Below are 23,660 nucleotides of genomic sequence, written 5' to 3'. Positions count from 1 at the left end.
GATGTTTGGTCAATGGATAAAGTGGGATACACCGACCGGTACAGTGCGCGCGGCATTCACTACAAAATTTTCAGCACCGCATGGTATTGGCAATCTTGGATTGCATGTCAATGACAATCGCGATGGTGTCATTCAAAACCGGCAAGTCATCGCCCGTCAACTCGATTTATCGCTCGAAAATTCAGTTTGGGCAGAACAGGTTCACGGGAACCATGTCGAACAAGTGACGACGCTAGATTCTGGACGAGGTGCACTGGATTATGGAACAACAATCGAGGGTACAGATGGATTGGTGACGACGGATGCGAATGTATTGCTCGCCATGTTATTCGCGGATTGTGTACCGCTCGTGTTCTGTGATCCGACGACAGGAATCATTGCGAATACGCATGCCGGATGGCGTGGAACAGTCGCGAATATCGTCGAAGCGACCGTTGCTCAAATGGAAGCAGCAGGGGCAGATCGCTCCTCGATTCAAATGGTCATCGGACCATCGATTCGTGAATGTTGTTATGAGGTCGACCAACCTGTCCTTGAAGCAATTGACAGACTTGGTCTTGAAGATACGCCCTACACAATGAAAGAAAACGGGAAAGCGATGCTTTCTCTTCAGCAGACGAATGCTACATTAGCAGAGCGAAGTGGATTAGGTGACATCATTGATGCAGGAATTTGTACGCATTGCCAAGCAGATGACTATTTCTCTTACCGTCATGGGGACCACCAAGGTCGTTTCGCGAGCTTGATCGTAAAGGAGTCATTACATGTCGATTAATGAAAATGTTCAACTTGTCCAACAAAAGATGCAACAAGCGAGTGAAAAGAGTTTTCAAAAAAAGCAGGTACAACTGATTGGCGTGACGAAATCAGTTTCAAGTCAAGTTGCCTCTGAGCTGTTAGAAGCAGGTATAACGGCGCTAGGTGAAAATCGTCCGGAGGGTTTGTCAGAAAAACAAGCAGCACTTGGGCGTGAAGCCTGTGAGTGGCACTTCATCGGGACACTGCAGTCGCGAAAAGTACGTCAAATCATCGATCAAATCGATGTGCTTCACTCACTCGATCGTTTGCATTTAGCGGAAGAAATCAATAAACGTGCAAAACGTCCTATCGATTGTTTTGTTCAAGTCAATGTCTCGGGTGAAGCTTCGAAACAAGGTATCTCCGCAGAAGACATTCATTCCTTTCTACATGAAATCGGTCAATATCCAAAAGTTCGTGTGATTGGACTCATGACGATGGCACCATTGACAGAAAATCAAGAGGAAGTGCGGTCCGTTTTCCGTGCTTTACGTGTCTTACGAGACGAAGTAGCAGCACGAAACCTGTCTTACGCCCCCTGTACGGAATTATCGATGGGGATGTCGTCTGATTATGAGATTGCGATTGAAGAAGGGGCGACACACGTCAGAATCGGTACGGTCCTCGTCCAACCATAAAACGTAGAAGAAGTTGAAAGGAGAATCGAAATGGGATTCAAATCGAAAATGCAACATCTGTTTCTTGGGAACACAGACGATTTAGACGAACTTGAATATGAAAATGATGCTACAATAAATAAAGGTAGAGGTACTGCAGAGCAAGAGTATGAAGAGTACTACGAGGAATCTACCCCGAGTGTTACTCAAAAGGAGGACCCTGTGCGTCAATCGAATATCGTTCCGATTCATACGAAAAAAGCAAAATCACAAGTCATTTTAAGTGAGCCGCGTGTCTTCAATGAAGCACAAGAAATTGGGGAGCATCTCCGTCAAAATCGTGCGGTCATCGTTAATATGCAACGCATGTCAAAAGATCAATCACGGCAAATGATTAATTTTCTTTCAGGCGTCGTCTTTGCACTCGATGGTACGATCACGACAATCAGTCAAAACACGCTCCTCTGTGTGCCAAACAACGTCGAGCTCGCAGGTAGTATTTCAAATCTACTTGGAGAAGATGATATCAATCATAAGGGGTGGTAAACATGGATTCACAAGTTATGTACGCGATTGGGCGTACATTGGGTACGTTACTCCAATATTATAGCTATGTCATGATTGCTTATATTTTACTTTCATGGTTCCCGAACGCACGAGAGTCAAGATTCGGACAAGTATTAGCGATGTTAGTCGAACCGTTCCTCGCGCCTTTCCGACGGATCATCCCGCCCATCGGAGGTATGCTTGACATCTCACCAATCGTTGCCTTTTTAGTGTTGAACTTAGCACAGTCAGGCATTCGAGCAATCTTCTTCTAATGAGCGTCTATGATCACTATCGCGGACATGAGCGGGAGTTCGTCGATCTTGTCTTAAACTGGATCGACCATGTCGAAGCGACCTATACGTTTAAATTGACAGATTTTCTTGACCCACGCGAACAGCAAATCACACGTGAACTCGTCGGAACGAAATGTGCCCTCTTTTTTGAGGGCGGTTTCGAAGGGGCAGAGCGACAGCGGGCACTAATTGCGCCTGATTACTACGAACTTGATGCGAGCGACTTTGATATTGCCATCTATCGTATTCATTATCCTACAAAATTCGTTGAACTATCGCATCGACAAGTAACAGGTACGCTCTTAAACGTCGGTCTGAAACGCGGCAAGTTCGGTGACGTCGTCATTCAAGATCAAGTCGTTCAGTTCGCAGTCGCAGAAGACGTTGCTTCTTATATCGAAGTCAACGTCGAGCGGGCAGGGAAAACGAAAATTCGTTTATCTCGCGTCGAACTAGAAGACCAATTGAAGATCAAAGAACAGGAATGGCAAGAAGAACTTGGATTCGTCAGTTCGCTCCGCTTTGATACTGTCGTCAGCGAAGTGCTTGGTTTTTCGAGACAAAAAGCACAAAGTTTGATTAAACAAGGGGAAAGCAAAGTGAATTATAAAATCGTCGAAGATCCAAGCTTCATGCTTGAAGAAGGCGATTTGCTTTCGCTTCGTGGAACAGGCCGCGTCAAATTGACGGCCATCTTAGGGTCGACGAAACGCGACCGGATTAAATTGCAGTACGGATTATTAAAAGGTTAAAAAATGCTGAGGAGGATTTCATCATGCCATTGACGCCACTTGATATTCATAATAAGGAATTTACACGTAAGTTTCGCGGCTATGACGAGGATGAGGTCAACGAATTTCTTGATCAAGTCATCAAGGATTTTGAAATGTTGTTGCGGGAAAACCGTCAACAGCAAGAAGTGATTCAAAACATGCAATCGCGTGTCGATTACTTCAGTTCGATGGAAGAGACGTTAAACAAGTCAATCATCGTCGCCCAAGAAGCAGGAGAAGAAGTCAAAGCCAATGCGACGAAAGAAGCAAGCTTGATTTTAAAACAGGCCGAGCGGGAAGCGGAACAACTGCAAGACTCTGCACAGCGTCGAGCGCAACGGACAGACTTTGAAGTCGAACAGATGCGTAAGAAAATCGAATTGTACCGTAATCGTTTTAAAGTCTTGATTGATGCGCAGATGGAATTATTGACGAGTCACGACTGGGATGCGTTTGATAGCTCGACGCGTGGTGCGCTTGACGAGATTCCTGCAGTTGCGTATAATGACGACGATGTCATATAACTTAAATCAATGACAAGGACAGGTCTTACTCAGACTGCTGCAAGCGAATCGGGGACTGGTGTGAGCCCGAACAGTAAGTGAGAATGGATATCCCCTTCGAGTGTGAGACTGAACCATTAAGTAAGTCGCACCGATTCGCCCCCGTTATCGGGCTCTTAAGTGGTAGTTCGTACGGTTGAACTACTAGTAGGGTGGTACCGCGAGTTCAAGCCAAGCTCGTCCCTATACCAGGGATGTGTTTGGCTTTTTTTGTATGTTAAATTAAAAGAAGTGAGGGAATGCCAGATGGAGTACAAAGATACATTATTGATGATGAAAACTGAATTTCTAATGCGAGGTAACTTGCCGAAACGTGAGCCAGACATGCAGGCACGTTGGAACGAGATGAACTTATATCAAGCAGTTCAAGAAAAAAATGCTGGAAAACCAACCTTCATCCTTCATGATGGACCACCATACGCAAACGGTGATATCCACATGGGGCACGGATTAAACAAAGTCTTAAAAGATATCGTCGTCCGTTACAAATCGATGAATGGTTTCCGTTCACCGTACGTACCGGGTTGGGATACACATGGGTTACCGATTGAAACAGCGCTCCAAAAATCAGGCGTCGACCGGAAGACGATGTCTGTCGCTGAATTCCGCGAATTGTGTGCGAAATATGCGCTCGAACAAGTCGATCATCAGCGTGAACAGTTTAAGCGTTTAGGTGTTCTCGGTGATTATGATAATCCATACATCACGCTCCAACCGGAATTTGAAGCGGCGCAAATTCGCCTCTTCGGTGACATGGCGAACAAAGGCTATATCTATAAAGGAAAAAAACCAGTCTACTGGTCACCTTCTTCTGAGTCGGCACTGGCAGAAGCAGAAATCGAATACCATGATAAACGTTCTGCTGCCATCTATGTTGCGTTCCCTGTCTTAGAAGGAAATAACATCTTAGAGCCAACCGATCACTTCGTCATCTGGACGACGACGCCGTGGACGATTCCTGCAAACCTCGGAATCTCTGTCAGTGCGGAACTCACGTATGCCCGGATCGAGTACGAAGGAAAAGGTTACATCGTCGCAGAGGCGCTTGTTCCTGAAGTCATCGAGGCACTCGGATGGGAAGAAGCGACAGTCGGTCGTGTCTTCAATGGAGCAGATTTCGAATACATGAAAGCCAAACACCCACTCTACGACCGTGAATCACTCGTCATGCTCGGTGATCATGTTACGGCGGAAGCAACCGGCGTCGTGCACACGGCACCTGGACACGGGGAAGATGACTATCGCATCGGACAAGCATACGGACTCGACGTCCTCTGCCCGGTCGATGATAAAGGGGTCATGACGGCGGAAGCACCGGGATTCGAAGGCATGTTCTATGAAGATGCGAATAAAGAAGTCGGTCTTGCGTTAGAAAAAGCGGGCGCATTGTTGAAACTATCTTTCATCAAACACTCGTATCCGCACGACTGGCGGACGAAAAAACCGGTCATCTTCCGGGCAACACCACAATGGTTCGCGTCGATTAAAGACTTCCGTGCGGAAATCCTCGAAGAAATCAAAGATGTTCAGTGGGTACCGGCATGGGGAGAAACACGTCTGCACAACATGTTTAAAGATCGTGGCGACTGGGTCATCTCGCGTCAACGGGCATGGGGCGTGCCACTTCCAATCTTCTATGCAGAAGACGGAACAGAAATCGTTACACCGGAAACAATCGACCACATCGCGAACTTGTTCGCAGAACACGGTTCGAACGTTTGGTACGAACGCGAAGCAATCGACTTATTGCCGGAAGGCTTTACGCACCCGGCAAGTCCGAATGGTCAGTTCAAAAAAGAAACAGACATCATGGATGTCTGGTTCGATTCCGGCTCGTCACATGCCGGTGTGCTGGCGACGCGTCCAGAACTCGAGCGTCCGGCTGATCTTTACCTCGAAGGTTCGGATCAATACCGTGGCTGGTTCAACTCATCGCTGTCGACAGCTGTTGCGACAACTGGAAAAGCACCGTATAAAGCAGTCGTCAGTCATGGTTTCGTATTAGACGGTCAAGGACGGAAGATGTCGAAGTCGATCGGGAATACGATTGCCCCAATCCAAATCATGCAACAATTCGGTGCTGAGATTCTTCGTCTGTGGGTTGCGTCAGTCGATTATCAATCAGATGTTCGGGCATCGATGGACAACTTTAAACAAGTGTCAGAATCATACCGTAAAATCCGGAACACGGTCCGTTTCCTGCTCGGAAACCTCGATCAATTCGATCACACGGCACATCGTGTTGCGTTTGAAGATTTACCGGAAGCAGACCGTTTCATGCGGACGAAGCTCGATCAATTAGTCGGCAAAGTCAAAAAAGCCTATGATGCGTACGATTTCATGGCAGTTTACCAACTGTTGCATAACTTCTGTGTCCTTGACCTGTCTTCGTTCTACCTCGACTACACGAAAGACATCTTGTATATCGAACAAGCAGATGCACCGGCGCGTCGTGCCGTGCAAACGGTCATGTATGATACCGTCGTGACATTGTTACAATTGATGGCACCTGTCTTACCGCATACGGCAGACGAAGCATGGGAATTCGTTCCTGGTGTCGAGACGGCAAGTATCTTCTTGACGGATCTACCGGAAGCAGTCGACGTATCGGAAGAAGGACTTGCATTGATCGCGAAATGGAACGCGTTCCTCGTCTTCCGCGATGATGTCTTGAAGGCGCTTGAAGAAGCGCGGGCAGAGAAGCTCGTCGGGAAAACGCTCGAAGCCAAACTCGAGCTCGCACCGAATGACGAAACGAAAGCATTGCTTGCGACAATCGACCATCTTGAACAACTGCTTCAAGTCTCACACATCGATTTTGTCGACTCGGCAGAACGTAACTATGAGACGACGGCAATCACTGTTTTAAAAGCGGACGGCGAGAAATGTGAACGTTGCTGGACATATTCGACTGAACTTGGTCAAGATCCGGCTCATCCGACACTTTGTCCTCGTTGTACTGCGGTCGTCAATTCTTTATAATGAATAAGGGGAGGGGCGGCTACTGCGACTTCGTAGCTGCCCCTCATTATTTTTTGATGTGGGGGAAAACAGAATGTGGCTTTACTTAGTGATTGCTGCTTTACTCGTAGGAGTGGATCAATTGACAAAATGGATCGTCATCCAGCAGATGACGATTGGTCAAGTGATTGAAGTCATTCCAAATTTCTTTTATCTCAATTCATACCGCAATCGTGGAGCGGCATGGGGAATGCTTGAAGGAAAATTCGGCTTCTTCTTCATCGTGACGGTTCTCGTCGTTGTGGGTCTGATTTATTTTCTGTACAAAGAAGGAACAAAAAACAAAGTATTTGCTTGGAGTGTCGCTTTACTACTGAGTGGAGCGATCGGAAATTTCATTGACCGGATGGCGCGTGGGGAAGTCGTTGATTTCTTACACTTTTATCCGTTCGGCTATAATTTTCCGATCTTTAATGTCGCAGACGTCTGCTTGACATTTGGAGTGATTTTGATGCTGATTAGCGTCATGTTCGAAGAGCGTTTGACGAAGAAGGGAACGATTGATTAATGAATGAACAACAAGTATGGACGGTCGAAGCAAAAGGCGCGACAGGGCGAATCGATAAATGGTTGGCTGAACAACAAGAGTGGTCGCGTTCGCAAGTGCAAGACTGGTTAAAGGCGGGGCACGTCGAAGTAGACGGACGCATCGTGAAACCGAACTATAAGATGACGGGAACGGAAAGCATCACCGTGCATATCCCGGAAGCCGTCGAACTCGAAATCTTACCGGAAGACATTCCGCTAGATGTCGTTTACGAAGACAGTGATGTCATCGTCATCAATAAACTAAAAGGCATGGTCGTTCACCCGGCAGCAGGACATGTGTCAGGAACACTCGTTAATGCGTTGCTCCATCACTGTCAAGACCTCTCAGGCATCAATGGGGTCAAACGACCAGGAATCGTTCACCGGATCGATAAAGATACATCGGGTCTCTTGATGGTCGCTAAAAATGATTTAGCCCATGAATCGCTTGCGCAACAATTAAAAGATAAGACGACGGAACGTCTTTATATCGCGCTTGTCCATGGCGAGATTCCCCATGAACTCGGAACGATTGAAGCACCGGTCGGTCGTGATAAAAATGACCGTCAACGGATGACGGTCACGGACAAAAACTCAAAAGCAGCGGTCACGCATTTCCGTGTCCTCGATCGGTATGAAGGCTTTACGGTCGTTGAGTGTAAACTCGAAACAGGACGGACTCACCAAATTCGTGTCCACATGCGCTATATCGGATTCCCGCTCGCAGGTGATCCGAAATATGGACCGCGGAAGACGATGAAGATGAACGGGCAAGCGCTACACGCAGCGGTTCTCGGATTCGAACATCCACGGACTGGCGAATGGTTATCGTTCGAAGCACCACTCCCAGAAGAAATGACGTTTGAGATCAGTCAGTTGAAAAAACTTGAATTAGAGTCTTGACGTTTTTCTGATAAAACGGTAGAGTAACACCTAGAGAGCGATGCGAGACATCAGCCTCACCAAATCGGTCGTCCGCGTGACGATCCTACCCAATTAGAACACCTTTAATCGAGTCCGGAGAGGCTACGAAAGGGAGACACCGTAATACGTGTAAACACATGGCTTTGCTATGTACACATCTGTCTTCAACAACCTCCTGCCGATTAAGCAGGAGGTTTTTTTATGAAAGGAGAAGCCATGAAACCAGCCATCATTTTAGATGAAGCGGCAATCAGTCGTGCCTTAACACGAATCGCCCATGAAATCATCGAGCGCAACAAAGGGATTGAAGAATTGATGATCGTCGGTATCAAGACGCGAGGTGAAACACTTGCGAGACGCCTTGCCCGTCGGATTGAAGAGATTGAAGGAAAAGCCGTGTTACTCGGTGTCGTCGACATCTCGATGTACCGCGATGATCTCTCGAAGAAAAGCCTCGAGCCGGAAATCAAAGGGTCCGAGATGCCGGAAGATGTCACAGGAAAAATCGTGGTGCTCGTCGATGATGTCCTGTACACGGGACGGACGGTCCGCGCGGCAATGGACGCACTCGTCGATCATGGTCGGCCAAGCATGATTCAGTTAGCTGTCCTCGTTGACCGAGGTCACCGGGAACTCCCGATTCGACCAGACTTCATCGGTAAGAACGTTCCGACGTCACGCGAAGAACAAGTCGTTGTCGCCTTATCAGAAGTCGACGATGCTGATCAAGTATTCATTAAACGTTAAAACAAAAATACCTTTAACGTGGTCCAGAGAGACCAGAAAGGGAGATGCTCTCATGTCAAAACATAAAGCAATTCTTGAAGTCCGTGAATTACCGAAACATCCTCTTCAATGGCTGATGCTCAGCCTCCAACATGTCTTTGCGATGTTTGGTGCGACGGTGCTCGTTCCGTTACTTACGGGATTAAACACCTCTGTCGCACTCGTCGCGAGCGGAGTCGGCACGTTGATTTTCCTCGCCGTCACCCGTTTTAAAGTCCCCACATACCTTGGTTCTAGTTTTGCCTACATCGTCCCAATCATCGCCGTCAGCGAACGCTGGGGTGTCGAAGATGCACTGGTCGGCGGGATGGTCGCTGGACTTGTCTATGGACTTGTCTCCTTAATCATCACGTACACAGGCGTCTCCTGGTTGATGAAACTGCTTCCGCCGGTCGTCATCGGTCCAGTCATCATGGTCATCGGTCTATCGCTTGCCCCAACGGCTGTCAGTATGGCAATGAACGGAGCGGATGGCACATATAACGGCTTGTTCTTCTTCGTCGCCTTGACGACGCTCGCTGTTACGCTCCTCGCGATGACATACTTTAAAGGCATGTGGAGTACGGTACCGATTTTGTTCGGCATTCTCGCCGGATACCTCGTCGCAGCAATCAGCGGGATCGTTGATTTCGCACCACTGCGCGAGGCAACATTCTTCCATCTACCTGACTTTACGATTCCGTTCCTCGACTATTCACCGACCTTGAACTGGGCTGCACTCGCCCTGATCGTTCCGGTCACACTCGTCACGTTGACGGAACATATCGGCGAACAAAAGGTCACTTCCCGCATCATTGGGCGCGAGACGCTCCTTGATCCAGGAATGCACCGGACCGTGCTTGGAGACGGAATTGCCAAAACAGTCGCTTCGATGCTCGGTGGTCCACCTGTCACGACATACGGCGAAAACAACGGTGTCATGGCGATTACGCGTGTCTACAGCGTGTTTGTCCTCGGTGGCGCAGCATTACTTGCGATCAGCTTCGGATTCCTTGGATACGTCGAAGGCTTCATTAAAACGATTCCGACACCCGTCATGGGCGGCATCAGCATCCTCTTGTTCGGGGTCATCGCCTCGAACGGTCTCCGGACGATTGTCGAAAGTAAGGTCGATTTAGCAGATAAACGAAACTTGACGATCACGGCCGTCATCTTGGTCATCGGCATCGGCGGTGCAGCTTTGAAAGTCGGTAACTTCTCATTAGAAGGAATGGCACTCGCCACCATCCTCGGAGTTGTCCTGAACTTGATTTTACCGAAGGCGGCACAGGAAGAAGTCGACATCGAAGAAACACCTTTACAATCGAAACGAGCAGCTAACGACTTTTAAGACGTTCCCGAGAGGACGATAAAGTGGAGGCCCTTGTAGATTGCAGATGTTCATCTGCTTTCTTCAGCGCACCTTCACATCAGAAGGTGCGCTTTTTTGCGGCCGAAAAAGGAGTGAACGAGATGAAAACCCAACCAGTGAGTCCCGATTTCGTCAGTCTCGACCGGCTCTCGGTTCTAGAAATCGAGCAGTTGATTGAACGGGCGCTTGAGTTGAAACATGGACAACCGTCAAAAACCTTTGCGAATAAAACGATCGCCAACCTGTTCTTTGAAAATTCGACACGGACACGCTGTTCATTCGAGATGGCGGAACATCGCTTAGGAATGCATGTCCTGCCGTTTGAGACGACGACATCGTCCGTCCAAAAAGGAGAAACGTTACTCGATACATGTAAAACACTCGAGGCACTCGGGGTCGAAGTCCTTGTCATTCGCCATCAGGAGACAGGATACTACCACGCGCTGATGGAGCAGTTGACGATTCCAATCATCAATGCGGGCGATGGGAGTGGTCAACATCCGTCCCAGTCGTTACTCGATTTGATGACGATGTATGAAGTGTTCGGTCATATTCACGGGAAAACGGTCGTCATCTGTGGAGACTTACGGCATAGCCGGGTCGCCCGGTCGAACGCAGACGTGTTGCAACGGCTTGGGGCGACCGTCATCGGTTCCGGTCCACCGGAATGGTTTGACGAGACGATGGGGATTGCCTATGTCCCGATTGACGAGGCAATCGAGCAAAGTGACATCATCATGTTACTCCGGGTTCAGCAGGAACGGCACAATCAAGCGATGGAGCTCGAAGAAACGTATCACGAACAATATGGTTTGACACTCGACCGGATGCGCCGGGTCCGACCGGAAGCAATCATCTTACACCCGGCACCCGTCAATCGCGGAATCGAGATTGCGGACGAACTGGTCGAACATACCCAGTCACGAATCTTCGAGCAGATGAAAAATGGTGTGTTCGCCCGAATGGCGATTTTAGAACGTGCGTTTCATCCTAACTCAACTGAAGGAGCGATTTAATATGACACTACGTATCGATCACGCAACATGGTATCAAAACGGACAATTGCAACAATCAAGCATTCGCATCGAGGATGGCTTGATTACGGATCTCGACGCTGCGCCGCGGGCGGACGAGCAAGTCATCGATGCAAGCAACCGCTTGGTAGCACCAGGCTTCGTCGATATCCATGTTCATCTCCGCGAACCGGGTGGCGAACATAAAGAAACGATTGCAACGGGAACGGCAGCCGCCGCAGCCGGCGGATTCACGACAATCTGCCCGATGCCGAATACGCGTCCTGTTCCGGACGATCGCGAGACGTTAGACGCCTTGTTCAAGAAAATCGAAGAAACGGCGTCTGTCCGGGTTTTGCCTTATGCGGCGATTTCAAAAAATCAGCTAGGACAAGAACTCGTCGCGTTTGAAGAACTAACGGATGCCTTTGCGTTTACAGATGACGGCGTCGGCGTACAAAGTGCCGCCGTCATGCGAGAAGCGATGCGCCGCGCCGCAAAACTAGGGAAGACGGTCGTCGCCCATTGTGAGGACGATACGCTGAAAGCTGGCTCTGTCCATGAAGGTGCGTATAGTGAACGGGAAGGATTGCAGGGCATTCCGTCACTTGCGGAAAGTATCCACATCGCACGCGACGTTTTAATCGCAGAAGCGACCGGCTGCCATTATCATGTCTGTCATGTCTCGACAAAAGAATCGGTCCGGGTCATTCGTGATGCCAAACGGGCAGGAATCCGTGTCACGGCAGAAGTGACACCGCATCATCTCGTCCTGACGGAAAATGACATCGAGGGGCAGGATCCGAACTTTAAAATGAATCCGCCCCTTCGGAGTAAGGCGGACCGGGCGGCACTGCTCGAAGGGTTACGCGACGGCACGATTGATTGTGTCGCAACCGATCATGCGCCGCACGCAGCCGATGAAAAAGCACTCGGTATCGAGCGGGCACCATTTGGAATTACGGGCTTCGAGACAGCCTTTCCACTACTTTATACGAAACTTGTTCAAACGAACCAGATGACGCTAAGCGACTTAGTCGATGCCTTGACACGCAAGCCTGCCGCCTTGTTCGACTTACCGTATGGTCGCTTGGAAGTCGGCGCACCGGCAGATCTCGTGTTGCTTGATTTAGAGACCGTCCGACCGGTTGAGCCAAAACGCTTTTATTCAAAAGGAAAAAATACACCGTTCGCGGGGCAGTTACTGACAGGATACCCTGTCATGACACTCGTCGCTGGAAAAATCGTATTCAAGGGGGAAACGGCACATGTCTAAACGGACACTCATTTTAGAAGATGGTATGACGTTCGAAGGGACAGCGTTTGGCGCAACACGCGTCACGATGGGAGAAGTCGTCTTCCAGACAGGGATGACGGGCTACCAGGAAATATTATCTGATCCATCCTATTGTGACCAGATGATCGTTTTGACGAATCCCTTAATCGGAAACTATGGCATCAACCGGGAAGATTACGAAACGACGCGACCACTCGCGAAAGCACTCATCGTCCGTGAAGTCTGCCATACTCCGTCGAACTTCCGCTCCCAATCGTCGTTGGCAGAGGCCTTAGAAGAATTCGATATTCCGGGCTTAACCGGCGTCGATACACGTCAACTGACGCGGCACTTACGATCGAAAGGTGTCATGCGGGGATTGCTCGTCGATGGTGAATTTAATCTCGCCGATCAATTAGAGCGCTTGCACAACATGCCGCTCGCAACGGATCAAGTGCAACGTGCTTCGACGGAACGGGCGTACATCATCCCGGGTGCCGGTCCGCGGATTGTCCTCGTCGATTTTGGTGCGAAGCTCGGAATCGTCCGTGAACTCGTCCGCCGCGGTTGCGAAGTGGTCGTCGTACCGTACAATGTTACGGCGAAGGAAGTCTTGCGTTATCAACCGGACGGCATGATGTTATCGAACGGTCCCGGGAATCCGAAAGACGTTCCAACAGCGATTCCCTTGATTCAAGAGTTGACAGGGAAAATCGTCATCTTCGGCATTTGTCTCGGTCATCAATTGATTGCGCTTGCGCACGGCGCAGATACGTTCAAGTTACCGTTTGGCCATCGCGGTGCCAATCACCCGGTTCAAGATCTTCAAACCGGTCATGTCAGTATCACCTCACAAAATCATGGCTACGCCGTCGACGAACAATCATTGAATGGATTCGAGTTAATCGTCACACACGTCGCGATCAATGATGGGACGGTCGAAGGTGTCAGACACCGGACGGAACCCGTCTTCTCTGTTCAATATCACCCGGAAGCGTCACCCGGTCCAATGGATGCCAATGATTTATTCGATCAGTTTTTAACAGAAATCACGAACCAACAGGAGGTCACTCATGCCTAAACGTCAAGATATCCAGAAGATTCTCGTTATCGGATCAGGTCCAATCGTCATCGGACAAGCAGCAGAGTTTGATTATGCCGGAACACAAGCGTGCCAAGCACTCAAGGAGGAAGGTTACGAAGTCATCCTCGTGAACTCGAACCCCGCAACGATCATGACAGACCCGACTGTCGCGGACCGGGTTTACATCGAACCGCTCCAAGCGGAGTTCGTTTCCCGGATCATCCGCAAGGAACGTCCGGATGCCTTGCTTGCGACACTCGGTGGGCAGACGGGATTGAATCTCGCGGTCGAACTCGATCGACTCGGCGTTTTGGCTGAATATGGTGTTGAACTGCTCGGAACGAAACTGTCCGCGATTGAAGAGGCGGAAGATCGTGATTTGTTCAGAAAATTGATGTTCAGACGTGGACACGGTGTCCCGGAAAGTGAAATCGTTCATACAGTAGAAGAAGCGGAACAATTTTGCGCGAAAATCGGTCTACCGATCATCATTCGACCGGCTTATACGCTCGGTGGGACAGGCGGCGGGATTGCCGAGACGATGGACGAGTTCGTCCGAATCGTCGAGGGCGGTATCAAAGCGAGTCCGGCGAACCAAGTTTTGCTCGAGAAATCGATTGCCGGAATGAAAGAAGTTGAGTTCGAAGTCATGCGTGACGCGACGAACCAAGCGATCATCGTCTGTGCGATGGAAAACTTTGACCCGGTCGGCGTCCATACGGGCGACTCGATTGTCTTTGCTCCAACCCAAACGCTGTCCGACCGCGATTATCAGATGATGCGGAATGTCTCGCTCGACATCATCCGTGCCCTTGGCATCGAAGGCGGATGTAACATCCAGTTTGCACTTGATCCGCATAGTTTTGACTACTACGTCATCGAAGTGAACCCACGCGTGTCACGCTCGTCGGCTTTGGCATCAAAGGCGACAGGTTATCCGATTGCAAAACTTGCGGCAAAAATTGCTGTCGGTTATGCCTTATCGGAACTGAAGAATCCGATTACGGAAACGAGTTTTGCCTCGTTTGAACCCGCACTCGACTACGTCGTCGCGAAGATTCCGCGCTGGCCGTTTGATAAGTTCGAATCGGCAGACCGGACGCTTGGGACGCAGATGAAGGCGACAGGCGAAGTCATGGCGATGGGGCGGACGATGGAAGAAGCCTTGCTGAAGGCAGTCCGCTCGCTCGAAATCGGGATGTCGGATCTCCGGATGGACCGTTTCCTCGACATGGATGAAGTGACACTCAACCAGTACATCGTCAAAGCAACGGATGAACGGTTATTCGCCCTTTACGCGGGAATCGAGCGGGGTTATTCGGTCGAACAAATCCACGAATGGACGAGCATCGACCGGCTGTTTTTGGAGAAATTACACCATATCTTCCGAATTGAACAGGAGTTGGCACGCGAAGAGCTGACACGCGACCGTTTATTACACGCAAAACGTTACGGATTCAGCGATGCGATGATTGGTCGGATCACGAAGAAAAGTGAGACCGTGATTCGCCATATGCGAAATCAAGAACAGATTCATCCCGTCTACAAGATGGTCGATACATGTGCAGCAGAGTTCGCGTCCGATACACCGTATTACTACGGGACGTATGAAGTCGAAAATGAAGCTGCACCGACGACACGTCCATCGATTCTTGTACTCGGTTCCGGGCCGATCCGGATTGGACAAGGGGTCGAATTCGACTATGCGACGGTCCACTCGATTCAAGCGATTCGCGAAGCGGGGTATGAAGCGATCATCGTCAACAACAACCCGGAAACGGTCTCGACCGACTTCTCGATTTCGGACCGGCTTTACTTTGAACCACTGACGACAGAAGATGTCCTCGAAGTCATCCGAAATGAACAACCAATCGGCGTCATCGTCCAGTTCGGCGGGCAAACTGCCATCAACTTAGCCGAGTCGCTCGCTGACGAAGGGGTCAAGATTCTCGGGACGGCGTTAGAAGACCTTGATATGGCAGAAGACCGGAAACAATTCGAAGCCGCTTTGACAAAACTTGAGATACCACAACCGCCCGGGAAAACAGCGGTCACGGTCGAAGAAGCGACGGCAGCGGCAGCGGTTCTCGGCTATCCTGTCCTCGTCCGCCCCTCTTATGTCCTCGGTGGACGCGCGATGGAAATCGTCTACGGGCAACAAGAGCTCGAACATTATATGAAACATGCCGTCATCGCCTCCCCGGAACGACCGGTCCTCGTCGACCGTTACTTGACGGGAATGGAGCTTGAAGTGGATGCGATTTGTGACGGTGAAGATGTCGTCATCCCGGGTATCATGGAGCACATCGAACGCGCGGGTGTCCACTCCGGGGACTCGATCGGGGTCTATCCCCCGCAACGTGTCGCGCAAGCGATTAAAGATCAAATCGTTGATTATACGACGCGCATCGCAAAAGCATTCCGCATCAAAGGATTGCTCAACATCCAGTTCGTCTTTGCGGACGGGGAGCTCTATGTCCTTGAAGTCAACCCGCGGGCGAGTCGGACTGTACCATTCATCTCAAAAGTAACGGGATTACCGGTCGCACGTCTCGCGACGAACGTCATCTTAGGCGAGACCCTCGCGTCTTACGGACTGACAAGCGGTCTCCTGCCGGAAGAGGAGCTCGTGTCCGTCAAAGTACCGGTCTTCTCCTTCGCGAAACTGAAGGAAGTGGATCCGTCACTCGGACCGGAAATGAAGTCGACCGGTGAAGTCATCGGAACGGACCGGACGCTCGAGAAAGCACTCTATAAAGGGTTACTCGCTTCCGGAATGGCGATTCCTGAACATGGTCGCATCTTGATGACGGTCGCTGACCAAGATAAACAAGAAATGCTGGGTCTCGCTAAACGGTTTGCAGCACTCGGATTCACATTGCTCGCGACAGCCGGAACAGCCAGTTTCCTGGCAGAACATGAGTTAGCCGTCCAGGTCGTCGGCAAGATTGGTTCCGATCAAGGATCGATGCTTGATTTAATCGAAAAAGCAGAAGTCGAGTATGTCATCAACACGATGAGTCGCGATTCCCAAGTGACGAAAGATGGGTTCATCATTCGCCGGGCAGCCGCAGAAAACAACGTCGTCTGTCTGACATCACTCGATACGGCAGAAGCCCTACTCCGAGTCATTGAGAGTCTCTCATTCGAAGCGAGCTCGATTCAAGCATTCACGCATATGAAAAAGGCGGTGACGCGATGATTGAACTCCTAACGGTCGTCTCAACGAAGAAGGTCGCAGTTGGTGCGACAGAATTGATTTGTCGTATGCCGGAGGTAAAAAAGATTGAGCCGGGTCGCTTCATGCACCTGCGTGTCGGTCCGTTATTACGGCGTCCGATTTCAATCGCGAATGTCGAAGGCGATCTCATCACTTTTTTATTCAAGGAGATTGGTCAAGGGACAAAAGAACTCGCTTCCTTACGGCCTGGCGATTTCGTCGATGCCCTCGGACCACTCGGGAACGGTTTCCCGGTGAACTTGATTGAGCCGACGAGTCGCGTTGTCCTCGTTGGTGGGGGGATCGGTGTTCCACCACTGTATTATACGATGCGTAAACTCGTTGAACGTGGGGTGACGTGTGAAGCGATTCTAGGGTTTGATACGGCAGCCAGTGTGTTTTACGAAGAGGCGTTTAAAAAGCTCGGGCCGACAACGATTACGACGGTCGACGGGACGGCAGGTGTTCAAGGATTTGTGACGGCGGCACTGACACCAGAGCGGTTCGATACGTTACTCGCGTGTGGTCCGGAACCGATGTTACGTTCCTTGCAAACGGTCCCGATTCAAGATCGTTTCCTGTCAATCGAAAACCGGATGGGTTGTGGGATTGGTGCTTGTTTCGCCTGTGTCTGTAAGACGCCGGACGGAAACTACGTCAAGACATGTTCCGATGGTCCAGTCTTTCGGGCGGAAGCGGTGATATTATGAATCGATTAGCGGTCACGTTACCGGGATTGAATTTGAAAAATCCCATCATGCCAGCGTCCGGGTGCTTCGGCTTCGGGGAAGAGTTTGCCAAGTTCTACGATTTATCTGTCCTTGGTGGCATCATGATTAAGGCGGCGACGGGCGAGGAGCGGTACGGAAACCCAACTCCCCGAGTTGCGGAGAGCGGAATGGGAATGTTGAACGCAATCGGATTGCAAAACCCGGGCGTCGAAGGCATCATCGAAACGAAGTTACCGTTCTTAGGCCAGTTCGACACGGAAATCATTGCAAATGTCGCCGGATCGACACCGGAAGAATACGAAACGGTCACTCGATTAATCAGTCAAAATTCGGTCGTCAAAGCAATCGAGTTGAATATTTCTTGTCCGAACGTCAAATCCGGCGGACTGCAGTTCGGAACGGACCCAAAGATGGCAGCAGAATTAACGCGCCGTGTCAAAGCAGTGTCGGATAAACCCGTCTACGTCAAACTGTCACCGAACGTCACGTCAATCGTCGAGATGGCACAGGCCGTCGAACAGGCAGGAGCGGACGGATTGACGATGATCAACACGCTAGTCGGGATGCGAATTGATGTCCGGACCGGTCAACCGATTCTCGCAAATCGGATTGGCGGTCTATCTGGCCCCGCCATCAAACCCGTTGCCATCCGAATGATTCATGATGTCGCACAAGTCGTCGAGATCCCAATCATCGGGATGGGCGGCGTCATGGAGGTCGATGATGTGCTGGAAATGATTTATGCAGGTGCATCGGCAGTAGCGGTTGGGACGGCAAACTTCGTCAATCCGTTCATTTGCCAAGAGTTGATTGCGGCTCTTCCGAAACGAATGGACGAACTCGGGATCGAACATATTTTAGACATTAGGGGGAACGCATATGGGGCAGCTTTACATCGCGCTTGATTTTCCGTCAGGATTACACGTCACTCGATTTTTAGAAAAATTCGGTCCAGTCCGACCTGCTGTCAAAGTTGGCATGGAACTCTATTACGCCGAAGGGCCGGCGTTCGTTCGACAATTGGTCGAACGGGGACATGCCGTCTTTTTAGACTTGAAGGTCCATGATATCCCGGAAACGGCGCGACGAACCCTCCGTGTCATCGGTCAGCTCGGCGTTGAGTTGACGAATGTTCATGCTGCGGGAGGACTCGAAATGATGCGTGCGGCACGGGAAGGGTTAGACGAAACAGCTGCTAGCACCCGGTTGATTGCCGTGACACAATTGACGTCGACGGATCAGGCGATGGTCGAACAATTACTGATTCGTGAACCGTTAGAAGCCGTCGTCGTCGCATATACACAACTAGCCGAACAAGCCGGCTTAGACGGAGTTGTCTGTTCAGCACTTGATGTTGAAAAAATCAAGCCGAGTTGTCGCGATGGATTTCAACTCGTCACACCAGGGATTCGACCGGCAGGGACAGCGGCGCATGATCAAAAACGAATCGCAACGGTTGAATTTGCCCGCGATGCGGGAGCGACGGATCTTGTCATCGGACGCGCCATCACGCAGGCGGATGATCCGGCAGCGATGTATGAAGACTTACTGGCACAATGGAAGGGGATCCGACAATGAATCAATTAGCGACTGCATTACTTGAAATCGAAGCCGTCACACTTTCACCAAGTCAACCGTACACCTGGGCGAGCGGACTCCGTTCACCAATCTACTGTGATAATCGTCTGACATTGTCGAGTCCGGAAGTCCGTTCGATGATTGCCGATTTATTGACGCAACAGGTCAAATCGTTACAAGTCGACGTCATCGCAGGGACAGCGACAGCGGGTATTCCACACGCCGCGCTCGTCGCGGACCGACTCAACTTACCGATGGTCTATGTCCGAGGTAGTGCCAAACAGCATGGAAAAGGGAATCAAATCGAAGGGCGCATCAAACCGGGGCAACGCGTCGTTGTCATCGAAGATTTGTTATCGACAGGTAAATCATCGATTGAAGCGGCGGAAGCTTTGCAACAGGCAGGGGCGGAAGTCGTGCAGATTCAAGCCATCTTCTCCTATGGCATGAGTCGTTTACAAGCTAATTTAACGGCAGCGAATCTGAAGGCGACATCGCTACTGAATTTTTCGGAGTTACTCGAAACGGCAGTTGCGACAAGTGCAATCTCGAGGGACGAACAGACACAACTGCTCGCGTGGTCCGTTGATCCAGTTGCTTGGAGTGAACGTTTCACAGCGACGATTTGATTGAGTGAATCAGATACCGCATTGTAAATAAAGGCTCCTGATCCGGAAGGATGAGGAGCCTTGACGATTTTAGATGAATGTTTTTTTACATGTCATGTGGGGGGGAAACTTTTTTTGTTACACTAGTTGTAGAACAAAGGAGGTCGCTTCAGATGGTAACGCATTATCGGGATTATGAGAGTTTTAAACGCGTGGCTGTTCCGTTCCTTGAACAGCGCAGTGAGGTCCACCAATTGCCGCTCGGTATCTTGGAACGGGGGGATACGCCACTTTTGATGGCGATTGCTGAAGAAGACGACCGAAAAATCATCATCCTACAAACGATTGAAGAACAAGCAATTTTAGCCGGTGATGCGTTTTCTGATCCAAGCATGCGAAAACTAGCCCGGATTTTTGACTGTAAGGGATATGTCGGAGAACATGCCCTCGTCAAGCCGCTTCTTGCGCCGCATACGAAATACCGTGTGAAGATGGATCAAGGCATGTATGCCTTACATCACGTGACACCGCCGCCGCGACTCAACTACGTTTTTCGCCTTGTTGACGACCAGGCTGTCGACCAAGCCGTCTCGTTCGGATGGGACTTCATTTGCGAGACCGGTGCATTAGCCGTGACGGAGCGGAATCGTCTTCAAAATGAACAGACGATTCGTCGCCATCGTTCAATGCAGACGTTATTTGGTCTGTTCGACGGGGACCGTCTGATCGCGATGGCATCGGCTAGTCGGCCGACGGCGTCAGGCGTGACCGTCTCTTACGTCTACACACCGCCGGAACTTAGAGGGCAGGGGCTTGCTTCTGATCTCGTGGCTTGTGTCTGCATCTACTTATTAAAGCAAGCGTACCCGATGATCACCCTTTATACGGACTGGTCGAACCCGACGTCCAATAAAATCTATCAAGCAATCGGTTTTCAACTCGTCGGTCGCTCGTTACAAATCACAAAAACCGATAAATACCGGTAGTCAAGAGTCGGTCTGTTTGTCTTTGACAACGGAACGTAAGCTTTTTCCAGTTTGGTGCGGGCAAAGCGGATGATTTTTTCAACACGGGATGAGGATTGTTGTTGAACTGTTACAGCTATGCATCAAATCATGATAAATATAAAAACGCCGATGCTGCCGTCTGAGAAATGGAAGCATCGGCGTTTCAATTTTGGACGTTGCCTACTTAAAACGTCGCGATGATTTTACCGCGGACGTGTCGTTCTGCCAACCGCTTTAGCCCTTCGACCAGTTGATCGGCTGGGATGACATCGGTGACGAGTGGATCGAGTGCGTTCTGTTGGACGAGCTCGAGTAATGCTGCCGCCATCTGACCAAGATTACGGATCGCGCGGTCATTTTGACTCGCGTAAGCAGCGGCAAGCGCAACTTCATGAATCGACGGTGATAACGTAAACGGTTTGACGATCGACAAATCGGGACCGCCGGCGATATAAGCGAGTTGACCGGAAAAGGCGAGCCGTCCTAAATCGTCCGTCGCTTCTGTCCGTCCGACCGTATTCAAGATTAAATCGACACCACGTCCATCCGTCCAGTCGCGAATCACATCGGTGACGTTCTCCTGTTTGTAATCGATCGCTAAGTCAGCCCCTAACCGTTTGACCCAGTCATGATTTTCCGTCGACGCGGTCGTCACGACACGTAAGCCAAGCCGTTTCGCAAGCTGGATACCGAATCCGCCAACACCACCGGCGCCAGCATGGATGAGAATCGTCTGTTTATCTGTCGTATTCATCTTTTGATGGATTGCTTCATAAGCCGTCATCCCGGCGCAGAGAATGGCTGCGGCATCGGTAAAGCTGACGTCTTCCGGAATGATAGCAAGTGCGCGGGCGTCGACTGCGGCATATTCCGCGAACGCTCCATTTTTTTGAAGGTTCGTATGAATCGCCACGCGGTCTCCGACCGATAAATCACCTACGTCTGCACCGACCTGTTCGACGATTCCAGCTAAATCGACACCCGGGATATGCGGAAACGTCCAAGCAGGATTGTTCGTCGCTTTGTAATCGACAGGATTCAGAGCGACGGCTTTAACACGAATCAATGCTTCATGCGAGTCTATTTGGGGAACTTCGACGTCACGATACTGCCAATCTTCAATACCTGTTCCTTCTTGATTAAGCCATGCTTTCATAGTTAATAGGCTCCTTCCGAGTATGTTAATTCATATGAGTGCGAATAGAGTTCGACGAGGTTACCGAACGGATCTTCACAGTACACCATCCGGTATGGTTTTTCACCTGGGTAGTATTCACGGATCGGCATCCGTTGTTTGCCACCGTGAGCCACAATTTTTTCGACCATGCCTTCAATATCCGGGTCTTGAATCGCGTAATGGAAAATACCTGTTTTCCAGAATTCGAAGTTATTTTCTGGTTGTTCATTGTTCGGGAATTCAAAGAGTTCGATGCCGATCCGGTCGCCTGTCGCCATATGCGCGATGCGGAATTTTCCCCATCCTGCTCCAAATACGTCCGTACACATGACGCCGATTGGGGAATCGTCTTCAACGACATCAGATGGTTCCATGATGACGTACCATCCCATAACCTCCGAATAAAACGTAATAGCTGCCTCTAAATCTGGGACCGAAAGTCCGATGTGTGAAAAATTACGTGGGTAAGTCATGTTTGTTGTCTCCTTTGCTTTTTGATTTACGCTAACGGTAACTTACGATACACTCGATTGCATAGTACGCACTTTGAAGTAACTACTTGAAGGAGAGACGAAAAGTAATGACGACAGAACAATTTCCAGTTAATCGAGCGCTCGAAATCATTGGTGGAAAATGGCGCCCACAGTTATATTGCACGTTAGAGGACGGTCCGAAACGTTTTCTAGAATTGCATCGGTCGATTCCGGGCATCTCAAGGAAGGTGTTGACGGATCAATTGAAGGAGCTCGAACGTCTCGGCATGGTCGAACGGATTGAATTCGATGAAGCGGTCCTTCATGTCGAGTACCGACTGACGGACGCTGCATTTACGCTTCAACCGGCGATGAAAGGTTTATGTGCTTGGGGAGAGGGGAAAATATAATTCGTTCCGATTATTTGCTAGGGGAGGTCTTTTAAATGAAAGTGACATATCACGGACAGTCAACGGTAACGATTGAAACGAATGGGCAACATATCGTGATTGACCCGTTCTTTAGTGGGAATGACAAAGCGATGACAAAACCGGAAGACGTCAAAGCAGATTTTATTCTTTTGACCCACGCCCATGCCGATCATATGGCGGATGCGGAAACGATTGCGAAGTCGACGGGTGCGACGATTGTCGCAACACATGAATTAGCGACGTATTTAAGTTTTAAAGGGTTGAATGTTCATCCGATGAATATCGGCGGTCAGTTTGAATTTCCATTCGGAAAAGTAAAAATGACGCAAGCTTTCCATTCGTCAAGCATCATTGATGAAGAGAAGCAGACGATCATGTACATGGGAATGCCGGCTGGCTTCTTACTGACGATTGAAGATAAGTTACTGTACCATGCAGGAGATACGGCGTTGTTCGGCGATTTAGCACTGTATGGGGCACATCATGACATTGATCTTGCCTTTTTACCAATCGGCGACAATTTCACGATGGGACCGGAAGACGCCTTAATCGCTGCCGATATGTTGCAGGCGAACGCGGTTGTACCGATTCATTACGATACATTCGATTTAATCAAACAAGATGCCAAATCTTTTTGTGATGAGCTTGAAGCGCAAGGGCAGACAGGTCATCCTTTAGCGATTGATGAATCGCTTGAACTGTAACGCAGATTTTGAAAAATTAGCGCTAACTTAAAGGGAGAAGGAGAATCATTTCAGCTGATTCTTCTTCTTCCTTTTTTTTACCGCCGTTCATTCTTCCGCCCGATGCCAAGATATTTACGATTTTCGTATGATGGAGAGAGGATGTTGACAGGACA

General features: G+C 49.8%; 24 protein-coding genes and 1 other annotated feature. Of the genes, 22 read left to right on the top strand and 2 right to left on the bottom strand.

Annotated elements, in window-relative coordinates; all coding sequences use genetic code 11:
* Position 1: 1 nt before the first annotated feature.
* From pgeF to P403_RS0102425, 20 genes are all read left to right on the top strand, one after another.
* A complete protein-coding gene (gene pgeF, locus P403_RS0102520; RefSeq protein ID WP_029330906.1) occupies positions 2-775 on the top strand; it encodes a peptidoglycan editing factor PgeF in 774 nt (257 codons plus the stop codon).
* Positions 765-1,436, top strand: a complete 672-nt coding sequence (locus P403_RS0102515; protein WP_029330905.1) for a YggS family pyridoxal phosphate-dependent enzyme — start codon at positions 765-767, stop codon at positions 1,434-1,436. The genes pgeF and P403_RS0102515 overlap by 11 nt, the downstream gene beginning before the upstream one ends.
* 30 nt (positions 1,437-1,466) lie before the next feature.
* Positions 1,467-1,961 carry a cell division protein SepF gene (locus P403_RS0102510; protein WP_029330904.1) on the top strand — a complete coding sequence of 165 codons (495 nt, stop codon included), beginning with the start codon at positions 1,467-1,469 and terminating at the stop codon, positions 1,959-1,961.
* A gap of 2 nt (positions 1,962-1,963) precedes the next feature.
* Complete coding sequence (locus P403_RS0102505; RefSeq protein WP_084157614.1) at positions 1,964-2,236, top strand: YggT family protein; 273 nt, start codon at positions 1,964-1,966, stop codon at positions 2,234-2,236.
* Positions 2,236-3,009: a YlmH family RNA-binding protein gene (locus P403_RS0102500; RefSeq protein WP_029330902.1), complete on the top strand. Its 774-nt coding sequence runs from the start codon at positions 2,236-2,238 to the stop codon at positions 3,007-3,009. The genes P403_RS0102505 and P403_RS0102500 overlap by 1 nt, the downstream gene beginning before the upstream one ends.
* A 23-nt stretch (positions 3,010-3,032) precedes the next feature.
* Positions 3,033-3,554, top strand: a complete 522-nt coding sequence (locus P403_RS0102495) for a DivIVA domain-containing protein (protein ID WP_029330901.1) — start codon at positions 3,033-3,035, stop codon at positions 3,552-3,554.
* Positions 3,555-3,781 (top strand) — a binding site (T-box leader).
* A gap of 58 nt (positions 3,782-3,839) precedes the next feature.
* The gene (gene ileS / locus P403_RS0102490; protein ID WP_029330900.1) at positions 3,840-6,575 is read left to right on the top strand and encodes an isoleucine--tRNA ligase; all 2,736 of its coding nucleotides are present in this window, start codon (positions 3,840-3,842) and stop codon (positions 6,573-6,575) included.
* 73 nt (positions 6,576-6,648) lie between these two features.
* Positions 6,649-7,122, top strand: a complete 474-nt coding sequence (lspA, locus tag P403_RS0102485) for a signal peptidase II (protein ID WP_029330899.1) — start codon at positions 6,649-6,651, stop codon at positions 7,120-7,122.
* Positions 7,122-8,045: an RluA family pseudouridine synthase gene (locus P403_RS0102480; protein WP_029330898.1), complete on the top strand. Its 924-nt coding sequence runs from the start codon at positions 7,122-7,124 to the stop codon at positions 8,043-8,045. Before lspA ends, P403_RS0102480 begins: the two co-directional genes overlap by 1 nt.
* A 237-nt stretch (positions 8,046-8,282) precedes the next feature.
* Positions 8,283-8,813 carry a bifunctional pyr operon transcriptional regulator/uracil phosphoribosyltransferase PyrR gene (gene pyrR, locus P403_RS0102475; protein ID WP_029330897.1) on the top strand — a complete coding sequence of 177 codons (531 nt, stop codon included), beginning with the start codon at positions 8,283-8,285 and terminating at the stop codon, positions 8,811-8,813.
* Between the two features lie 52 nt (positions 8,814-8,865).
* Positions 8,866-10,182, top strand: coding sequence for a uracil-xanthine permease family protein (locus P403_RS0102470; RefSeq protein ID WP_029330896.1), 1,317 nt, complete (start codon positions 8,866-8,868; stop codon positions 10,180-10,182).
* Between the two features lie 122 nt (positions 10,183-10,304).
* On the top strand, positions 10,305-11,219 hold the full coding sequence (locus P403_RS0102465; RefSeq protein WP_029330895.1) for an aspartate carbamoyltransferase catalytic subunit: 915 nt from the start codon (positions 10,305-10,307) through the stop codon (positions 11,217-11,219).
* A 1-nt stretch (position 11,220) separates the two neighbouring features.
* The gene (locus tag P403_RS0102460) at positions 11,221-12,492 is read left to right on the top strand and encodes a dihydroorotase (RefSeq protein WP_029330894.1); all 1,272 of its coding nucleotides are present in this window, start codon (positions 11,221-11,223) and stop codon (positions 12,490-12,492) included.
* Positions 12,485-13,573, top strand: coding sequence for a carbamoyl phosphate synthase small subunit (locus tag P403_RS0102455; RefSeq protein ID WP_029330893.1), 1,089 nt, complete (start codon positions 12,485-12,487; stop codon positions 13,571-13,573). Before P403_RS0102460 ends, P403_RS0102455 begins: the two co-directional genes overlap by 8 nt.
* A complete protein-coding gene (carB, locus tag P403_RS0102450) occupies positions 13,566-16,778 on the top strand; it encodes a carbamoyl-phosphate synthase large subunit (RefSeq protein WP_029330892.1) in 3,213 nt (1,070 codons plus the stop codon). The genes P403_RS0102455 and carB overlap by 8 nt, the downstream gene beginning before the upstream one ends.
* The gene (locus P403_RS0102445; protein WP_029330891.1) at positions 16,775-17,506 is read left to right on the top strand and encodes a dihydroorotate dehydrogenase electron transfer subunit; all 732 of its coding nucleotides are present in this window, start codon (positions 16,775-16,777) and stop codon (positions 17,504-17,506) included. Before carB ends, P403_RS0102445 begins: the two co-directional genes overlap by 4 nt.
* A complete protein-coding gene (locus P403_RS0102440; protein WP_029330890.1) occupies positions 17,503-18,432 on the top strand; it encodes a dihydroorotate dehydrogenase in 930 nt (309 codons plus the stop codon). The genes P403_RS0102445 and P403_RS0102440 overlap by 4 nt, the downstream gene beginning before the upstream one ends.
* Complete coding sequence (pyrF, locus tag P403_RS0102435) at positions 18,407-19,105, top strand: orotidine-5'-phosphate decarboxylase (protein WP_029330889.1); 699 nt, start codon at positions 18,407-18,409, stop codon at positions 19,103-19,105. Before P403_RS0102440 ends, pyrF begins: the two co-directional genes overlap by 26 nt.
* Entirely contained in the window at positions 19,102-19,734 is a 633-nt protein-coding gene (gene pyrE, locus P403_RS0102430; protein WP_029330888.1) for an orotate phosphoribosyltransferase, read from the top strand. The genes pyrF and pyrE overlap by 4 nt, the downstream gene beginning before the upstream one ends.
* A 152-nt stretch (positions 19,735-19,886) precedes the next feature.
* The gene (locus P403_RS0102425) at positions 19,887-20,699 is read left to right on the top strand and encodes a GNAT family N-acetyltransferase (protein WP_029330887.1); all 813 of its coding nucleotides are present in this window, start codon (positions 19,887-19,889) and stop codon (positions 20,697-20,699) included.
* Positions 20,700-20,904: 205 nt separating this feature from the next.
* Here the strand turns inward: P403_RS0102425 and P403_RS0102420 are convergent, their stop codons facing one another.
* Together P403_RS0102420 and P403_RS0102415 are read right to left on the bottom strand one after the other, a co-directional pair.
* Positions 20,905-21,876 (bottom strand): zinc-binding dehydrogenase, encoded by a 972-nt coding sequence (locus tag P403_RS0102420; protein WP_029330886.1) that lies wholly within the window; start codon positions 21,874-21,876, stop codon positions 20,905-20,907.
* Positions 21,877-21,878: 2 nt separating this feature from the next.
* On the bottom strand, positions 21,879-22,370 hold the full coding sequence (locus P403_RS0102415; protein WP_029330885.1) for a lactoylglutathione lyase family protein: 492 nt from the start codon (positions 22,368-22,370) through the stop codon (positions 21,879-21,881).
* Positions 22,371-22,477: 107 nt separating this feature from the next.
* On the opposite strand from P403_RS0102415, the gene P403_RS0102410 reads away from it, so the two are divergent.
* Positions 22,478-22,780 (top strand): winged helix-turn-helix transcriptional regulator, encoded by a 303-nt coding sequence (locus tag P403_RS0102410; protein ID WP_029330884.1) that lies wholly within the window; start codon positions 22,478-22,480, stop codon positions 22,778-22,780.
* A 35-nt stretch (positions 22,781-22,815) separates the two neighbouring features.
* A complete protein-coding gene (locus P403_RS0102405; RefSeq protein ID WP_029330883.1) occupies positions 22,816-23,505 on the top strand; it encodes a metal-dependent hydrolase in 690 nt (229 codons plus the stop codon).
* Positions 23,506-23,660 lie beyond the last annotated feature (155 nt).

The sequence above is a fragment of the Exiguobacterium oxidotolerans JCM 12280 genome (genome assembly GCF_000702625.1).
Lineage (GTDB): Bacteria > Bacillota > Bacilli > Exiguobacteriales > Exiguobacteriaceae > Exiguobacterium_A > Exiguobacterium_A oxidotolerans.
Note: the sequence above shows the minus strand (reverse complement) of the source record. Positions and strands in the feature narration are given on the sequence as shown.

Coding starts and splice junctions, on each gene's coding strand:
- P403_RS0102515 (WP_029330905.1), top strand. CDS start 765: ATGTCGATTAATGAAAATGTTCAACTTGTCCAACAAAAGATGCAACAA.
- P403_RS0102455 (WP_029330893.1), top strand. CDS start 12,485: ATGTCTAAACGGACACTCATTTTAGAAGATGGTATGACGTTCGAAGGG.
- P403_RS0102480 (WP_029330898.1), top strand. CDS start 7,122: ATGAATGAACAACAAGTATGGACGGTCGAAGCAAAAGGCGCGACAGGG.
- lspA (WP_029330899.1), top strand. CDS start 6,649: ATGTGGCTTTACTTAGTGATTGCTGCTTTACTCGTAGGAGTGGATCAA.
- pyrE (WP_029330888.1), top strand. CDS start 19,102: ATGAATCAATTAGCGACTGCATTACTTGAAATCGAAGCCGTCACACTT.
- P403_RS0102440 (WP_029330890.1), top strand. CDS start 17,503: ATGAATCGATTAGCGGTCACGTTACCGGGATTGAATTTGAAAAATCCC.
- P403_RS0102415 (WP_029330885.1), bottom strand. CDS start 22,370: ATGACTTACCCACGTAATTTTTCACACATCGGACTTTCGGTCCCAGAT.
- P403_RS0102505 (WP_084157614.1), top strand. CDS start 1,964: ATGGATTCACAAGTTATGTACGCGATTGGGCGTACATTGGGTACGTTA.
- P403_RS0102410 (WP_029330884.1), top strand. CDS start 22,478: ATGACGACAGAACAATTTCCAGTTAATCGAGCGCTCGAAATCATTGGT.
- P403_RS0102445 (WP_029330891.1), top strand. CDS start 16,775: ATGATTGAACTCCTAACGGTCGTCTCAACGAAGAAGGTCGCAGTTGGT.
- pyrF (WP_029330889.1), top strand. CDS start 18,407: ATGGGGCAGCTTTACATCGCGCTTGATTTTCCGTCAGGATTACACGTC.
- pgeF (WP_029330906.1), top strand. CDS start 2: ATGTTTGGTCAATGGATAAAGTGGGATACACCGACCGGTACAGTGCGC.
- pyrR (WP_029330897.1), top strand. CDS start 8,283: ATGAAACCAGCCATCATTTTAGATGAAGCGGCAATCAGTCGTGCCTTA.
- P403_RS0102405 (WP_029330883.1), top strand. CDS start 22,816: ATGAAAGTGACATATCACGGACAGTCAACGGTAACGATTGAAACGAAT.
- P403_RS0102500 (WP_029330902.1), top strand. CDS start 2,236: ATGAGCGTCTATGATCACTATCGCGGACATGAGCGGGAGTTCGTCGAT.
- P403_RS0102420 (WP_029330886.1), bottom strand. CDS start 21,876: ATGAAAGCATGGCTTAATCAAGAAGGAACAGGTATTGAAGATTGGCAG.
- P403_RS0102510 (WP_029330904.1), top strand. CDS start 1,467: ATGGGATTCAAATCGAAAATGCAACATCTGTTTCTTGGGAACACAGAC.
- P403_RS0102425 (WP_029330887.1), top strand. CDS start 19,887: ATGGTAACGCATTATCGGGATTATGAGAGTTTTAAACGCGTGGCTGTT.
- P403_RS0102470 (WP_029330896.1), top strand. CDS start 8,866: ATGTCAAAACATAAAGCAATTCTTGAAGTCCGTGAATTACCGAAACAT.
- ileS (WP_029330900.1), top strand. CDS start 3,840: ATGGAGTACAAAGATACATTATTGATGATGAAAACTGAATTTCTAATG.
- P403_RS0102495 (WP_029330901.1), top strand. CDS start 3,033: ATGCCATTGACGCCACTTGATATTCATAATAAGGAATTTACACGTAAG.
- P403_RS0102460 (WP_029330894.1), top strand. CDS start 11,221: ATGACACTACGTATCGATCACGCAACATGGTATCAAAACGGACAATTG.
- P403_RS0102465 (WP_029330895.1), top strand. CDS start 10,305: ATGAAAACCCAACCAGTGAGTCCCGATTTCGTCAGTCTCGACCGGCTC.
- carB (WP_029330892.1), top strand. CDS start 13,566: ATGCCTAAACGTCAAGATATCCAGAAGATTCTCGTTATCGGATCAGGT.